Here is a 16,980-nt window from a genome sequence, read left to right as displayed (position 1 = left end):
TTGCCCATCACCTCTGGACATGTGAAAAGGAGGATCACCATGGCAGCTCTGTTCTTCCTACCTTGGACGTCGGTGACAGAGGAGCTGCGAGTTGCAAGCATGCGGTTGATCCCGTACGAGAGGGGACGACTCCCCGGTGAATTGCTGGGGATCCCGCAGGAGGCTCTAGACGGTGTTCTAGGGAACTACGGCGATCGAGGGCGGGGTACTCAAGCCGCTGAGCCGATCCATCAGGCGGCACTCATCATCTGGGACAATGACGCAGCAGGTCTGGACGTCTCTGACTTCGAGATCCAACACCGTTTGGTTCAGGGATCCTACCTCGCATTTTCCGCGCTAGCAGGCCGGACGTTGTGCTCAACGTCCGGTTACTACAACGCAGATACGCTTCAAATTGTGGCGCAGCGATTCGATGTTGGCTCGCCCACGCACTCCTGCATCACCACCCGACGGCGTGACGGCGGTACACAAAATATGTTGGCGGGGAGGCGCGGGCTCAAATTCATTCGGCCATACCACGTCGACAACAGCCCGCGCATTTCTCTAGACGTCCTCTTGTTGGAAGCACTGCTTAGGATGCCCGATGGAGAACTGAAGCAGAGTATTGATGAGGCGATCGTAGCCTTCCTCAGAGCCAACACCGATGCATCCTCGATGGATGAGCGATCAGAGCTCATTTTGATGAGGATCGCCATGGACACATTGCTTGGCGCGCCACATGACAAGGCTGCATTCCGTAGGGCTATCAATGGACACTTTGACGAACTCACAAATCCGCCCATCTGGCACAAGGGAAACCTGGACGAGTCGTGGTGGTGCAAGCACTGGGACAGCAACGTCGATCGTCCACTCGACGTCTGGGTTCATGATTTCAGTGCGGCTCGAAACGCAGCGGCTCATGGCCCAAATACGACTCAAAAGGGAAACCTATGGCCCCGGCATAACCACCTCCTTTTCGCGACCTGGCTGATGCCTCTGATCGTGAAGAAGCTGCTGGCTCAGGCGGGATTGTATGAGTTGAGCGCCGAAGACAAGGTGGCGCGAGAGGGATTTGAAGTGTTCCTGGCGCATGACTTGCTGGCATTTGCAGACGAAAAGGAAGACACGGTTTGGTGGCAAAAAGCTGAAGCCGAGCTCTTTCAGCCGCTTTTCGAGGAGCGATTGCGCAAGGCGTATGAGTGAGAAATAGTCGTGGTGGAGCGCAAGTCTTGCGCGAACATTTCCTGCGACATGGCCCCCGAGGCAGGCGAGGTGATTGATCCGAACATAGCTGCAGGTCGCAGGAGATGGCCAGGCTTATCGCTAATAAACCCGCCCCGCGGAGTTGCGAACTGCCCGCGCGGTTAGCTCCCCTGCTGACGCTCTTCCGTTTGTTGTCCATCCGAATTCAGGGAAGGCACCTCACTCTGAGCCTCTACCTGAGTAGCGCCCAGCATTGAGGGGGCTATTGCTGACCAGAATGGTGTTACGTAGCCATAGGAAATCTCCGCGTCCAGCTTCACCTGTTTGAGTGGACGCTCGGCTCGCTGTTCAGCCGCTTGCAGACTTCGCTCAATGGCTCGACGAGCCGCGGGGCTAATTTTGAATCTGTAGAACTTGAGGAAGACCTGCTCAAGGGCCAACTGGCGGAAGTTTTCCGGGCGGTGAGGGTGCCGGAACAATGGCTCAAAGCAGTACTCAATCAATTGGAGCATCACGCTAAGGTTGCAGCGTTTTTGTATGTACATCCCGCACACAAAATCTACGATTACTGGTACCGCTGTGTGAAACGCAAGCTGCACCTCAGCAAGGTAACTGCGCAGGCGATTGATGCCGAAATTCGCGAATGCTTCCCCCTGATTCATCATGACAATGAGATCCATTGCCCGAATCGACACAAAGCTCCGCCTGCTCATGACTAGCCGTATAAGGGCACGTGAGTACTCCTCAGGCGTTATCCTGTCCACTCGTAGAGCTTCCCTCAGCAGCATCTGAGGTGATGCTCCAACAATGCCCAGCAGGCCTGCAAGGTTGCGTAGCCGAGCATCTAATGACAACAGTCCTGCGCCATGCTCTTGGCAAGCGAGCAGGACTGCATAGTCTTCATGGCCCAAGATGTCCTTGAGCATCTGCAACTGCTCGGATTGCTCAGGCGGCCCGTACGCTGGAACCACTTGGCAGAAGGCTTCGATAGCCGTCCCGATTAATTCGAGAAACTCACGCTCCTTATGCCACACTTCCTCAGTTTGCTCCTGCATGCCGACTTGCCCGTCGCGGGAGAAGAGCGTGCCGCTCTTTCGGTAGCGGGCTGATGTTTCCACCTTCACATCCAGCAGTTGCTTGGTGGCAGCTGTGACGTACAACCTAGGGAAAAGCTCCAGCACATCGAGCACTCCCAGTGTTGCAAGCTCTACGAGCATCGACAGATCAATGACCCATGGCTGATCCTGAGTTGTATCAGACGGGAAGACATCGTGGGGGCCTATCCCCGTAGAGACTTGGAGAAGCGAGCCCTCATCAGGCCAGCCCCTGACAAGATCGATGACATCAACACCCAACAAGCGAGAGAGCAGTCCTAGGGTGGCCTGATGCTGACCATACAAGCTGATGGTATTGAGGCTCTGAGCCTTCTTTTGCTCAATCTGATCGACGAAGAAAGACACATCTAACTCGCCGTCTTCTCGCGTTGGAATGCTCATCGCAACGAGCGTCTTGCTCGGGACAACAGAATTTGAAACACGCTCGTAAGAGAGGTCAAGCAGGCGTCGGTGGATGGTAATAATCCGCTTCACCGTGAGCGTTTGCTCACCCACCAGGCTGCTAACTGATGTTGTATCACCGACTTTCAAACCAAGAAGCCGAGCAGCCTGCGGCGAATCCGCGGCGATAAACTCACCCGAAGGTGCCGGCGGTAGCTCGGAGCTGAAATCGATTGAGACATAGCCATTCTTGCCGGCGCTGTCTTCGAGCTCGACAGACGTGCCGATCTCAACAGCAGAGGGGAGTGCTTGAATAGCCTCAATCGCACTCGAGGCCATGATCATGAGAGAGATGTGGCCAGCTGCGGCGTCAACATCATCCCCATTCAGCCGCATCGCACGGTAAATTCGGTCAAGGCCTCGCTCCTGCATGCCTCTGCTGAGCTCTACGTTGGCAAGCTTCAACTGTTCTTGAACGGTGCCGTTCAGCAACACTGGTAGCCTGGCAACGTAATCATCCATTTGGCCCGGATTCTCGTTCGCCAGAACCTGAATGAACAGTAACCAGCCGGCTGCGTCACTCGGGCTTTCATTGACGAGTAACTCAGCCAGCTCGCGCATCTTTGGCCAGTCGCCGGCTTCGCCATAGATACTCAATGCCACATGACGAGCATCAGCGGAGTGTCGCCACTCACCCGGTAGTGACTCCAAAAGATCTCGAACCTTGGATCGTTGCTCACTGAGCGCGTAGCAGTGAAGCAAATCAACGTGCAGGGGGCTGAATGAGTCTCGCGGAAGAATGCGCTCAAGCATGGTGATAGCGTCGTGGTAACGCCGCGCATGTAGCATCCACTGCGATGCCATAGACAGATCCAGAAGGTCGCTGCTTTGGGGAGCGAGTTCAGCGACGCGATCTTCAAATGCCTGACGCATCGCCTCATCACCGGCATAGGCCCGTGCTGCAAATACTCCGTCAGAGATACTGCTCGTCTGCGGTGTGATGCCTAAATGCGCCAGCTCCCCACGAACCACCTCATGCTGTTCATGGCGCAGCAGCAGTTCCCAGTGCATATGCCTGAGGATACGAGTCGCTTTGCGAGACCCATCCGTATCAGGCTGACTGAGCTGGGCGCTGTAAGCCGCGGCAAGCATTTCCGTATTATTTGCAACCAGGCATGCTTGCCCATAAATGACTCGCGCTTCGTCCGGAAGCTGCTCAATCCGATCCGCAAACCGAGCAACAGCGTCGCTCTGACGGTGAAGATCGCAGAGCGCCTCCAGCTCCACTCTTGGCGTTAGCTCATCTTCGGGTACGCCATGCTGTCTACCGGCTTCGATCATGCTCAGTGCTTCAGCTGGCTGCCCCAGCAACAGGTGCGCATAGGCCAGGTGGAAAACGATTTCAGTCTTTGTCCTGGGACTCTGCTCAGCCCATAACACACCCTCACGATCATCGAACTTCGACATGGCGTCGAGGATGAGCCCACGCCGATCTTGGGGCTGCGATCGGGTGTTCACGTGGAAGGGGTTGGCAGTCGCCAATCTCAGGACAAGCCGGAGATAGTTTTCGAGTATGAAAATCGAACTGTCAGACTGTTCCATCGCCTTGCGGATGGTGCCGATAGCTCCTTCATCATCTCCGGCTCCAGCCATCGAGCTGGCCAGCATCTGCCAAGCCCCCGATTTTTCACGAAATGCCTCAGGTATCTCTTCAGCTATCAACTGCTCTCTATTCAGGAGCCTCGCATTGGTCAGCGCAACCCACACGGAGTACGAGTCAGGGAACCGCACGATTGCAGCCTGTCCAACCTGGATTGCAGCCTGCACGTCATTCTTGAGCATGTAGGCCCGTACCTGCCCAGCAACGATACGCTCATCGTCTGGGTAAAGGCTGGCGGCCATTTCAAGATCTGCCGCGGCATTTACATCATCAGACAAATGCCAAAAGCACATCCCCCGCAAGAAATACCATCGGGCCTGTTGGTGTCCATCAAATGTGTTGAGATCTTCTTCAATGAGCTCCAGTTGCGCCTGCGCATCCAGATAACGATGGTCGTTGTGCAATTTACTGATGCGATCGAGCTGGCGGGAGGCGAGAGTGCTTTCCGACGTCTGACTCACCGTAGGTAGTTCATCAGCGAGGAGGGTGCTAGCGGCAGCGCCGTTGCCGGAGAAGAGGGGCGCCAGGTATTCCGCTAACGGTGCTAGCTGGTCATTCCGCTCTTGGCCGACAACTATGGCGCCTGCCTTCAAAGCCCGAAAGGCTTCACGCATGAGCCTCGCCATCTTGAATTCTTCGGCCAGCCCTTCCAGGTGCAGGGGAAGGGAAGTCAGGTCGATTTCTGCGCCGGTGCCATTGAGTTCGGCACAAACGGAGACCAGCTTCGCCCACACAGTGCCGCTTTCCCTGTGAGGCAACGCGTGCTCGATAAATTGCTTCTGGTATCCAACCTCTTGGCTACGATCCGAATCCAGATCGTGAGGGATGAACCTGAGATGCAGCGCAAACTGGCGCAAGTCTTCGCCAGCAACAGGAGCTTCGTTGTAGAGCTCTACTGCAGCCTTGATGGCCGCGTACGCCGCTCTGTTCCGTTCATTGCTGGATCCTTCCGCATGCACTCGGGCGTACCAAGTGTCGTGTGACAGCGAACCGAACGCGAGCCGCACGACTTCGACAGCGCTCTCCATGTGCGACGAGCTGGCTACGTGATAAACGATTAGGCTGTCGTCTATACCCCGTTGGAATGTCGGCGCCCTAAAGTCGAGCCAGGCGAGACCAACAGCTTCTTTAAACGCTTCATTGTTGGCGGTCGCTTTGGGCGAACGCTTCATCTGCATCCTGATCGTTGCTTTTTGGCCAGTGCTTGGCGAAACAGCCTGGATCACCAAGTCGTCTGTGTTGTGACCAAACCCTCTGCCCTGGAACAGCAACCCTCCAATGACGAAACCATCACGCATCCCTGCACAGTGATCTCCAAGGCACATAGCGAGCAGTCGCACTGCTTGAACCCGATGTTCAAAGACAATGCCACGCCCACCGGTTGAAATAGGACTTGCTACCTGTTTCTGCCGGGTCTTCGATTTAGTAGTGGAAGCTTTCGCTGCCTTTGTCCTTGGAGGCCGTGCCATACCTGGTTCGCGCAAATGAGATGCTGCCCATCTTATCGATCATTCGGGGCCATGCGTAGTTATCTCTCGGTTTCATACCTCTGGATCAGCTCAGTTACGTCGCCTTGTCTGTTACTACGCAGGCATTCCCAGCCCCAATCAGCGTCATGTTTCTCCATAGCCGCCAACCTACGCCGCTCTGGCGAAAGAATTGGTACTGAGTCGTCGACCCGAAAAGGCTTTCCCATCGCAAAAAAGATATCGAATCCGTACGAGAGATCGACCAGCTTCAACATCACGCGGGTGCGCTTGCTCCAAGGTAGGGATTGGCCCTTACCGATACTCGTGCGGTAAACCAGTATATTGAGCCGGGCCGAAGCTTCGATGTACTCATCCACCGAGAGCGCCACCCGTTCATGCGATTCCATGGCCAGGGGCAAAATGAGATTCACAAGGATTTGCAAGAGGGGGCGAGCGACTTTCATCGCATGTAGATCCATCGCCATCATCAACAATACGTGATGCAGAGCGATGCAGATCCGTCCCGTGTGTCCCGCACACTCTTGAGCGGACTCGCGAAGTAACCAAATCAAGCACGCAAGCGCATCCAGGTTCGCTTTGCGTACCAGTCGGTTTAACAGGACAGGTGTTACCTGCAAGCGGGCGCTTTGGATCAATGGCGCATCATCTTCCGGCGAAAAAATCACGGTCTGCACGCCCGGAGCGAGCGTTCTCAGATAGCTGTCTCCTCGCAAGATCTTTTGGTCTGACAGATCCAGCACTCGCCACAAAGGATGGTTCAGGTCTCGTGCCGATCCGTGACATTTCTCTTCGACAGTCCTAAGCAACTCTGGCTGGGGACGGTGGATGCCGTCTTCATAGCGAATCCACTTATTCCGGTAGCTACTGATCGAGTCGTTCTGGTCACGAATAAATGAACCAGGCTCAAAAAATTGCTCAAGGCTGTAGGCCGTTGGCAGTCCAGTACGCCGGCGCAGATTCTCGAACCAGAAGCGGATCGACAGGCTTTTCAAAGTCTCATGCCCACTCATTGCATCGACATTTAAAAGATTTCGCGTTGGCAGGTGAAATTGTTCGATGATCTCGTAAATTCCTTTCAGATCAATCATTTATGCCTAACCCATCCTGAATTTGTACAGTAAAAAAATAGGGTGTTCTTACGGCTCGTGCAACTCTTTCCGCTGGACTAGGATGTCCCGCAATCCCTCTACGACAGACATTTCAGCGCCCGAGAGGCTGGTGGAAAATTTCCCAATAAGGCTAGAAAGGTGTCGCATCACTTTGGGATTGGAACAGCACATTTGGTTGGAAGAAGCTGCACTCACGCATGAAAAACGCCGTTGGGACTATCGATAGGCTCGGCATGCAGCACGCAGTGCTCGGCCATGACAGTAGGCCTGCCATACGTACGCAATCGAAAGATATGGAGCTAAAAAGTGGGATCCGCTGAAGAAGTAAATCAGACGAAGCAAGCACCTGACATCTTGATGCCCAAAGGAATTCTAGCCCGCACCCTAACGGCTCTGGCATCTGCAGTTCTTCGTTCCCAGAAAGTGCATGACAGTGAGTCCTGGGAACACGGTTCAAATCATGGCTATCAGCAGGGCTGGAAGACTGGCGCCAACGCTGGTTTCAGGCAAGGCTTTGACAAGGGGCGAAATGAAGGGCACGAGGCAGGTGCACTTGAGGGTCATCAGCGAGGTCTGGAAGAAGGGTTCGAAGCTGGAAAGCGTATCATCGAGCTTCGCCCCGGCCGACCTGTTGACGTCAAGGGCCCTCAGGTAGATCGCAATCTATTCGATGATTGGCGCTTCCCAATTACCGAGCAGATTGAGAGGGAGGTCAGAGAGAAAGTTGCGCTGTATCTAAAAGGCCAAGAGCCTACAGCAGACCAATGGAAAATGATTTTTTCCAAGGATCCTTCGACCTGTATCGTTGCTGGCGCAGGGAGCGGCAAATCTACAACGATGGTGCTGCGTCTGCTGGTATTGCACCGGTATTTAGCAATTCCAAGAGACAACATCGCAGTGGTGACGTTCACTCGCGAGTCTCGTAAAGACTTTCGGCGTAAGCTCACAGAGGTCTTCGAGCTTTGGGGAATCACGCTCACAGAGAAGATGACGGGCCAAATCGTCCGGACATTCCACTCAAGGATTCTCGACTTTATACGCTGGAGCCAAGATCACCCAAAAGTCAGCGCATTTGAGTTCTTCTCCCTCAAGAAGGGAGAAGACGAGGACGAGGAGGACGAGCTCGAGAATGTTTTCGATATCCGGCTGACCGTTGAGCAGTTAGGTCTGATGTATGCCGCCTATCAACAGACCTACGAGGCTAACAAGGAATTCAGTGAGTTGGTGGCTGAACTGGTGCGCCGATCATCTAAACTCGCTCCCATGAGTGCGAATTCGCCAGAGGCTAAAAGACGCGCCGGTCGAATGGATGAATGCTCCAGGCGTGATGCTGAGCTGACCGAAACCGTTGAACGCCTATGGCAGCAATCAGGTTTCTGGCCGATAGATGGCATCCAACCAGGCCCTTTTCCACTCTCGCTCAAAGGCAGAGAATTCTTTGCCAACGGCTACAGTGAAGAGCTAGATGCCTACGTCGTCCTCGGTGTGGGCAAGAACGATCGAAAGTTGTCTCTACTCTCTCATCCGAAGATGAAGCTCACAGGCGCTACGACCATGAAGAAAACCTTCTTCCAGGTCTACTGTGACAAGGGCATTATTTTTTTGGATAACTACGCTGAAGCCACCTCCACACTAGAAATTCTTCGAGGCTATGTCACCAAATGCCCGAAATTTGACTATCAAATCGAAGGTGAGCTGGGTGAGACACCTATCATGCAGGCCTTCCACTCGGCGGCTTCATTCCTCGAAAACCTCGGTCTCGATGTCTCGGAAGCCGTGGATCGTATGAGCTTCCCTGAAGGCAGCAGTGACGCAATCTTCTTCAAGGCATTGGCCATCTATTGGCCGGCATTCAATTTGTACCTGAGTCGCCAGACTCCGCCCATCTTCACCTTTAACAAAATGTTTGAGATGTTCGGAGAGCGAGGCGAGGCCAACCTGCAGGAACTACCGGATGAAGTGTTTATGCCAATGCTGCATCTGCTGGTCGATGAGTTCCAGGATTGCGGTGCGAACACAATTTCCTGGCTGAGGGCTGTCTTCAGAGAGGCTCGTCGTCGACGCCTACACATCTTGACCGATACAGCAGTGTGCCCTGGGTCGCTTATGGCGGTGGGTGATGATTGGCAAAGCATCTATGGCTGGCGCGGAAGCTCACCAAAATTCTTCAAGGATTTCGAGGACTACTTCCCGTCACCCAGCACCACGCATGTACTCATGAAGGAAAATTACCGCTCCCAGCAGATGGTCATTGATGCGGCTGAAAGCCTGGTCAAACATCAATCGAATGATGATGAGAAGCACGGAATAGCTTCACATCCAAAGGTCAAAGATCTGGCCCACCCGGTGCAGGTACTAGATCGAAATGACAGCCACCTCGCGGAACTTGTTGAGCGCCATTTCGACCAGGGGCAGACCGTACTTGTGCTTTACCGAAAGAATGACACCAAACGTGAGGTGCAGGACAAGCTTGGGTCTGTGCTAGCTAAGGCCAAAAGACTCAAGCGTTCCGGCAACATTAAGCTACTGACCTACCACGGATCTAAAGGGCTGGAGGCTGACGCGGTGTTTTTGGTCGGAGATTGCGCGCAGCTTTCAACTTCTCCCCATCGAAACATGGCCTATCGGCAGGCAAAACTGGGGGAGATGGGTGATCCCAAGCCTTATGACACCGCCCAAGGTGAGGAAACATTGCGCCTGGCCTATGTAGCCATCACCCGAGCGAAGCAACATTGCTATTGGTTCGTCGAGCCAGCTCAGCCTCTTAAGGGGGGGCTGGTCAGCGCGCTGGCGCGAGTGTCCTTCAAGAAGCCTTTCTTCGAAGATCTTAGAACTCGATAACAGCATCGCCATCCTTGCGCAAGCGCAGGCGATTCCCGCAAGGATGGTGAGATGTTTGTACGCTGCTATTTTCTAGGCGTTGGACAGCTACGCATTCCTTACCCATTGCACTCAGCCCATCCTGGCTTAGCTATTTTCTGTATCAAATCGTGTTCCAATCGACAAAAATCGAACCGTGCTTATAGGATCCATTTAGCCCTGAGGACTGCACCTCAGCGACCTCTATTCACACAAAGGACTGTAAACCTTGATTACCAAAATTCACATTCGCGGATACCGTATCTACAAGGATTTCACCCTGCGCCCAAACGCAAAGCTGAACATCCTGGTAGGGGACAATGACGCCGGAAAGTCGACCCTGATGGAGGCGATCGCGCTGGCGCTCAACGGGCGAATCGCAGGGAGAGGTGTGCTGGAGGAGCTGAATCCGCACTGGTTCAACGTTGACCTAGTGGAGCAGTTCGTATCGCAGCGCAAGGCCGGACAGAAACCCGCGCTGCCCGAAATTCTGATTGAGCTCTATCTGCAAGATAACGATGAACTTCAAGGGCTATGCGGTGCTGTCAACTCCGAAGTGCCCACAAACGCGTGCCCAGGTGTCTTCCTCAGGTTTTTCCCGAATGAGGAGTATCAGGACATGCTGGATGAGTGGCTAAAGAATCCCAATCCACTGCTGCCGGTCGAGTACTACACCTACGAATGGCGCTCTTTTGCTGACAAAGAGCTGACCAAACGTCCACGCACGCTGTCAGTGGCTACCATCGACTCCCGCACCGTCAAGTCGGCTGCCGGCGTGGACTACCACCTACGCCAGATCTTGAGCGACCACTTGGAGCCCCCTGAGAAAGCCTCCATTTCGCTCGACTTCCGGGAGGTGAAGGCAAATATGACCAGCGGCGCGCTGGCGCCAGTGAACAAGCGCCTCTCCACGCTGGATGCTTCCCTACAGGCTGAGCCCATGGCCCTGGCAATGGATCAGACCTCGCGTACGTCGTGGGAAAGCGTTGTGACGCCTCATGTGGACGGCGTGCCATTCGCGATGGCAGGCCAGGGACAACAAGCTGCGATAAAAATATCTCTAGCAATGAGGCGCCACGCCTCGAACGTCAAGATTGTGATGATCGAAGAGCCTGAGAACCACCTTTCCCACACAAGCTTGACCACGCTGCTGGAGCGTATTGAGTCGTTGGCTTCAGATGATCAGCAGCTCTTCATTTCGACTCACAGCACCTATGTCCTCAACCGACTCGGACTCGATGCGCTCCATCTGCTGAACCGTAACTCAGCGTCCAAAATCACAGCGCTTGATCCTGAAACGGTCAGCTACTTCAAGCGCCTGCCTGGCTATGACACGTTACGCCTTGTTCTGGCGAAAAGGGTTGTCCTGGTTGAGGGGCCTTCAGACGAAATCATTTTTGAAAGGGTGTTTTCGGATCTGTTCGACCTCCGACCGATCACTGCTGGCATCGATGTCGTCAGTATGCGCGGCCTGGCTCTCGCGCGTTGCTTGGAGCTTTGTGCCGCAATCAACAAACCGGTGGCAGTGATGCGAGATAACGACGGGGTTGATCCCGCTGAACTGCGTGAACCGCACAAGGAGTGGCTCGATGGGGTTAAGCGGCAGCTGTTCATCGGCGCCGTTGCCGATGGTTACACGCTGGAGCCTCAGCTGATCACTGTGAACACCGAAGCACACCTGCGTGATGTCTTGGCCATTAAGCCGGCAGCCAATCTGTTGACCTGGATGACGCGCGCGAAGACAGAAGGGGCTTTGCGTCTCGCAAGCTCAAAAAAGAAACTCCACGCCCCTGCCTACATGAAGGCTGCTGCGGAGTTCATCGTCAATGCCTAATCATCTGACATTGGCCGTAGCGGGCGGTCGAAAGACACAGGGACTGATTGAGCACTGTAAGGCCTTGCCAATCGAACGAAAAATCGCAGTAATCACATTTACCCAGTCGAATCAGCACGAGATTCGTAACCGCCTTGCCACACAGGCTGGAGACCGTCACAACCTTGAGGTACTGGGATGGTACACCTTCCTTCTGCGCCACTTCGCCCAACCTTTTTTGCGCTTCAAATTCCCGGATGAGCGGGTAGGGGGCTTTGATTTTGATGGCCGCCCGTTTCGAATGGCCCGTGGCAAAGATCGCTACATGAACAAAAGCAATCAGGTCTATGGCTGCGAGCTTGGCCGACTTGCGTTTGAGCTGCTGGAGACCACGCCTGCGCTGCTTCGCAGGCTGGAGTGCCTCTATGATGAGATCTTGTTCGATGAGGTACAGGATCTCAGCGGCTATGACTGGGAAATCCTGCAGGCATTGCTTCACTCTCGAATCGATTTGCGAATGGTCGGGGATGTTCGCCAGGCGGTTCTATCGACCAACCCGCGTGGTCAGAAGAATAAGAAATACGGCTATGCTGCTGCACTGGAGTGGTTCCGAGAACGCGAGGCAGAGGGGCTGTTGAGCATCAACTACGCGACGACCACCTACCGTTGTCGCACCGAGATCGCAACGTTCTCAGATTCCATCTTCGATGCTGACTGGGACTTTCCACCCACAACATCCGAGAACCACGATGTGTCGGGGCATGACGGCGTGTTCCTGCTGCACAGCAAAGATCTGGAAACATACGTCGAGCGCTATCAACCGCGCTGCATGCGCTATTCCGCCAGTTCAGGAAAGCGATACGAGCTCGAGTACGTCAATTTCAAAGGTTCGAAGGGTTCAACCTTCGAACGCGTCCTGATTGTCCCAACCAGCAAAATCGAACAATTCATCAGCAAATCAACACTGTTGGAATCCACTACGGCTGCCGCCTTCTATGTCGCGGTGACCCGGGCAAAGCAGAGCCTCGCGATCGTGATCGACAAGCCCGGAAAATCGGCGCTGCCTGTGTGGACGCCGTAGACGCCAATCAGCCTTTTACCAAGCTAGGTGTCGAGAAATAGGATGCTGGGAAGCGCACTACTCAGCACGATGGTGATAGCTGTAGTATTGAGACGAAGGTGTACATTTGTACCCCTTCGATTTGACCATTCTAAACGTCAGCCTCTATCCCGCGTCCCCAATCGCTTCACGGACAGCGCCCGCTCTTGATCATGGGAGTGATAGTAGGTGTTCTGAGTCGTTGCCAGATTCGAGTGGCGCAGGTCGTACTGGAGATCCTTGGCGTTTCTGAAAGGCGCGTCGAACGTGGCCGAGGTGTGGCGAAGCCAATGAGACGATGCCACCCGCAGGCTATCCATTTCGTAGGGCTCGCGTCCTTCATCACGCATCCGTACCAGCGCGTTGTCGAAGACGGCTTGGAGGAGGGCGCGCACTTGCCTGTCAGAGAGCCCAGCACGCCCGCTCAGCGTTTTTAGAAGCGGCGTTTTCTCCTGGTAGCCCGGCAATGGACTTAGCCCGATAAATGTGCGATAGCGTTTAAGGTACTTTTCCACGTACTCATCACGCACTGCAATCTTGCCGGACTTATTCCCTTTACCCACCACGTGAAACCACCAGTTTCCATCTGCATCCAGACGGAAATCACCCATGCTTGGCTGCCAATTGGAACGTCCAACAATGTCTGATATGCGTAGATACATGCTGAACATCGTGATGAGAATGAACAGGGTGCGCTCATGCTTTGCGGGCTCAGCCGCTGCCATCGCTTCCGCCGTATCGATAACGTAGTCCCATTGCAGTGGCGTTAACGCACGAGAGGAGTTCGACTCCTGTTGGGATGAGCTGTACTGTCCCTTTTTTGTGACCTTTCGAAACGGATTGGAACTGGCAATCTCTTCTTCGACTAGATACTCGTAGAAGCCGCTTGCAATCTTGAATACGTTGCTCATGCTGCCTTTCGAAGAGTGATAATCAGCACTCGGAAATTCTTCAGTATCTTCAGCCATCTTCCTAGTTTGTTTAGGCACGCGCTGTGTAAACGGTTTCCATTTTTGATTAGGAACTAAATCCGAGCCCGAAGATGAAGTGTCATCTGCATTGGCGAGAAAGCGATTGCGGATTACTGAGCCAACCCAACTGGCCGGCGGGTTCTTACAAAACTCCAGAAAGGCTTCGGCATCAAGTCTTTTCAGTTCGTTAACTGGCTTCTCACGGATAATCAACGACCACAGAAGCAGGCGTTCTACGTGCCCACGATAGGCGCTGTATGTGAGCGCGTTGTCCGCATAGCAACGTAGATAGCCACGTGCCGCCAGGAAGCCCGGGATTGCCTTGAGCTCTGGTGCGAAGCAATCCAGATACTGGTCGACGCTGGTCATTGAGGGCCGGCCCAAGGTGAAATCTTGATCTACAAAGTCACCGTGAGATTCAAAGATTGGCCGGGGAGTGCGGGTCATCTAACTTACCGAAAAGAGTTGGCCTTACTTAGCGATTGAACACTTCCTAATCTGGCTGTATTAGGAAGTTTTATAATCCTATACAACCTACTCCCAATCGCTTGACCTAGTTAATGGGGATCTTTCGATAGTATCGCCAAGTTAGGCCGGCCGCAACCTCTACCACTAAGCGCCCACTCATCAGTAAAACAGGTGACCGGCCTTGACAGATAGAGAGAAACGAATTACCCGCGACCTTCACTTTTTTCTACCACACTTTTTAAAGCGCTGTGCGGCTGGATCAAAGTGCTGCTTGGTTCACCTATTGCCGATTAACGCATTAATTGGTGAATTTCTTAGTTTCTACCTGTGCACGACCAATGATTACAGAGCTCTTAGTTTTAAGTTATTTAATGAATTTAATTTTCTTACGTCTTATCCGACCAATATTTGTCTAAATACGGAGAGTTACAACCCCGGAGCGCCGCCCGCAGGAAAGTGTCCGCTTTATTCTCACTTCCAGCGCTTTCGGATTGTGTCCAGGATAAGTGCAAATCGCCTGGAACCCAGTGAAATCAGGCCTCAGCCTGAGAATGGAGCGTCGCGGGTTTCGGAAAGTGTCCAGAATTTCGTCGTTTTCAGGAAAAAACATCCGCATGGCGCCACCCAGGGCCAGGCACGCCTGGAGCACCGAAATCGAGACGATCCTTGAGTTGCTATTGCGCGCTGCCCTTGGCAGGCGTGGGCTGCAGCCTATCAGTGCAACGCTTGGCGGGATCTGGCGGAAGCAGCGCGCAAACGTTCTCAAACTGCGAATTCTCGGGAAGTGTCCAGAATATGGCGTACGACGTACACATCGGACTGTGTCCAGATAATGTGCAAATATCGCTGGAGGCCACGGAATTCCTGGGCCCTAGCAATGTGGTGGTGAACGCCGAAAATCTAAGAGTGTCCAGAAAGCCGCAGAATTGTACAGGAATGTTCAAACAGACGTTCGATGGCGCAGACCTTTAAAATCAATAGGTTGCGCGAATCGCATCAAGGCAAAAGTGTCCGTAATTCGTCGGATTCCAAGCGTATTGAAGGCTCGGCGCGAGGCTGTAGGCCGGGTAGATCAAAGGGTACAGGGTTGCAGGGGGCGAAAGTGTCCTCAAATCGCGACGGTAACAGATATCCAGATTCAGAAAATTTCCGTCCAATCATTAAGAAACGCTGACAGGGAGAAGTTTCGCTCTGACACATCATTTAACTTATGGGCGATGTTATTTGTTCATAACCGACCCTTACATCAATCATTACTGGGTTTTCGTACCATTTTTGGAGCCTAACGTTCACAGATTGATGTTCATGAGGCGCCTCTGACTTGTCTGCTGAAGACTCACAGGATTGATTTTCAGATTAGAATTTTTTCCCATCAGACGAGTATGCTCGTGCAACAGGAATGTGATGAAGCTTCGTGACAGGTCGCAGAACAGACGAACCTCACCCACGGTTAGCTCCTCATGCTCGCTAAGTGAGGCCCCATGGCGGATCCCTCCACCATCTGTTGCAGACAAGTAACCATAAATGCTGTCCAGCCAAGCGCTAACAACCCGTTGGTGTTCTCATTCGATCCCCGTTGCCAAGGACGATGAGGATCGCAGAAGTAGACCTTTATGTCGGTTGCCACCGTAAAGCGCTTATGGTCAGCCATCTCTTTGCCGCGATCCCACGTCAGCGACTTGTAGAGTTCTTGGGGTAAGCTGCGGGCGTTTTCGATCAGGGCGCTGATGACCGTATCGCTATCCCTACCGTCCAATTTCACCAGCATTACATAGCGGGTATGACGCTCAACAAGAGTGGCAATTTGGCTGTTCCTGCTACCGCACAGCAGGTCGCCTTCCCAGTGACCTGGCACCGCCCGATCCTTAGCCGCGGCCGGACGTTCGCGGATCGATATCGCGTCAGCGATTCGACCGTGGTTTTCTTTCTTCTGCGTGTGATGGCGGGATCCACGCATGGCCCGCGTGCGCCGTAAATGCTCGAGCAACTCCTTCTTCAGAGCCCCGCGAGCCTGTATGAAGAGCGTGCGATAGATCGTCTCGTGTGACACCTGATAGCTCGTATCGTCCGGGTAGATACGCTTCAGCCGACCGGCAATTTGTTCCGGTGACCACTGCAATTGAAGCTTGTCTGCAACAATTTGCGCCACCGCTCGGTTCTCAACAAGTTTGCACATCTTAGGTCGATGGGCGCGATCCCAGGCGGCTTGATCAGCTCGATTAGCCCGGTAGCATCCTTGGCCACCGTTGCGTCTGATCTCACGACTGATCGTAGAGGCTGCTCGCCCTAGCAACACGGCTAGTCGCCTTCGATGACCTGGGCAGGTCACCGCTGCTTAATCACCAAGGCGCCTATTCCTCGGTGCTGCCGCATCCGCGCTTGGCGTCGCGCGCTGAAGACACGCGCGAGAGTGCCTTCCAGGGACCTCAGCCATAACCTTTACTACTGATGCCCCAGGCTGTACGCAGTTACCAGGCCGACTATCAACCACGGCAACTGTCGAGCGGTTTGCGCAGCAGCGAAGCGCGCATGCTCATGGTTATGGAAAACGACAGCGGCCTGGAAATGTGCGGTTTGCAGCGCGAAGTGGCCATGCCCATGCGTGAGATCGAGCAGTCGATGGATATTCTCAAACGCAAGGGACTGGTAGCGGACAGCGATGTGGGTTGATTCGCCCTGACCGCCGAAGGCGTGGAGCAAACCGAGGCCTTGTGGACCATTGCCTCCGAGCAGCAGGGGAGGGTGCTTGCCGACTTTTCGCCGGAGCAGATCGAAGACTTCAAGCGCATGCTTGAACGGGTGATTGGCAGCGCTTGAGGCGAGTGGCAACGGT

The 16,980-nt window shown here is 53.9% G+C and carries 7 protein-coding genes and 2 pseudogenes; 5 read left to right on the top strand and 4 right to left on the bottom strand.

Annotated elements, in window-relative coordinates; all coding sequences use genetic code 11:
• Positions 1-39: 39 nt before the first annotated feature.
• Positions 40-1,182 carry a hypothetical protein gene (locus tag J3D54_RS23485; protein ID WP_253423251.1) on the top strand — a complete coding sequence of 381 codons (1,143 nt, stop codon included), beginning with the start codon at positions 40-42 and terminating at the stop codon, positions 1,180-1,182.
• A gap of 161 nt (positions 1,183-1,343) precedes the next feature.
• Here J3D54_RS23485 and J3D54_RS23480 read toward each other — a convergent pair whose 3' ends face one another.
• A complete protein-coding gene (locus tag J3D54_RS23480) occupies positions 1,344-5,636 on the bottom strand; it encodes a hypothetical protein (protein WP_253423248.1) in 4,293 nt (1,430 codons plus the stop codon).
• 230 nt (positions 5,637-5,866) lie between these two features.
• Positions 5,867-6,916: a hypothetical protein gene (locus J3D54_RS23475; RefSeq protein WP_253423246.1), complete on the bottom strand. Its 1,050-nt coding sequence runs from the start codon at positions 6,914-6,916 to the stop codon at positions 5,867-5,869.
• A 327-nt stretch (positions 6,917-7,243) separates the two neighbouring features.
• Between J3D54_RS23475 and J3D54_RS23470 the strand changes: the two genes are divergently transcribed.
• The 3 genes from J3D54_RS23470 (at position 7,244) to J3D54_RS23460 (ending at position 12,690) form a co-directional block, all read left to right on the top strand.
• On the top strand, positions 7,244-9,778 hold the full coding sequence (locus J3D54_RS23470; protein WP_253423243.1) for a UvrD-helicase domain-containing protein: 2,535 nt from the start codon (positions 7,244-7,246) through the stop codon (positions 9,776-9,778).
• Positions 9,779-10,025: 247 nt separating this feature from the next.
• Complete coding sequence (locus tag J3D54_RS23465; RefSeq protein WP_253423241.1) at positions 10,026-11,630, top strand: ATP-dependent endonuclease; 1,605 nt, start codon at positions 10,026-10,028, stop codon at positions 11,628-11,630.
• Entirely contained in the window at positions 11,623-12,690 is a 1,068-nt protein-coding gene (locus J3D54_RS23460) for a UvrD-helicase domain-containing protein (RefSeq protein ID WP_253423238.1), read from the top strand. The genes J3D54_RS23465 and J3D54_RS23460 overlap by 8 nt, the downstream gene beginning before the upstream one ends.
• A gap of 137 nt (positions 12,691-12,827) precedes the next feature.
• On the opposite strand, the gene J3D54_RS23455 is transcribed toward J3D54_RS23460, so the two are convergent.
• Positions 12,828-14,126 (bottom strand): site-specific integrase, encoded by a 1,299-nt coding sequence (locus J3D54_RS23455; protein ID WP_253423235.1) that lies wholly within the window; start codon positions 14,124-14,126, stop codon positions 12,828-12,830.
• A 1,564-nt stretch (positions 14,127-15,690) separates the two neighbouring features.
• Positions 15,691-16,455, bottom strand: a pseudogene (locus J3D54_RS23450) (IS30 family transposase); the annotation flags it as partial.
• On the opposite strand from J3D54_RS23450, the pseudogene J3D54_RS23445 reads away from it, so the two are divergent.
• Positions 16,443-16,964: pseudogene (locus tag J3D54_RS23445) on the top strand (flavin oxidoreductase); the annotation flags it as partial. The pseudogenes J3D54_RS23450 and J3D54_RS23445 overlap by 13 nt on opposite strands.
• Between the last annotated feature and the right edge of the window lie 16 nt (positions 16,965-16,980).

Source organism: Pseudomonas sp. GGS8, from assembly GCF_024168645.1.
Lineage (GTDB): Bacteria > Pseudomonadota > Gammaproteobacteria > Pseudomonadales > Pseudomonadaceae > Aquipseudomonas.
Note: the sequence above shows the minus strand (reverse complement) of the source record. Positions and strands in the feature narration are given on the sequence as shown.

What these genes read in the sequence shown, in the direction of transcription:
- J3D54_RS23475 (WP_253423246.1), bottom strand. Translation starts at nt 6,916, where the DNA reads ATGATTGATCTGAAAGGAATTTACGAGATCATCGAACAATTTCACCTG.
- J3D54_RS23485 (WP_253423251.1), top strand. Translation starts at nt 40, where the DNA reads ATGGCAGCTCTGTTCTTCCTACCTTGGACGTCGGTGACAGAGGAGCTG.
- J3D54_RS23460 (WP_253423238.1), top strand. Translation starts at nt 11,623, where the DNA reads ATGCCTAATCATCTGACATTGGCCGTAGCGGGCGGTCGAAAGACACAG.
- J3D54_RS23455 (WP_253423235.1), bottom strand. Translation starts at nt 14,126, where the DNA reads ATGACCCGCACTCCCCGGCCAATCTTTGAATCTCACGGTGACTTTGTA.
- J3D54_RS23480 (WP_253423248.1), bottom strand. Translation starts at nt 5,636, where the DNA reads ATGCGTGATGGTTTCGTCATTGGAGGGTTGCTGTTCCAGGGCAGAGGG.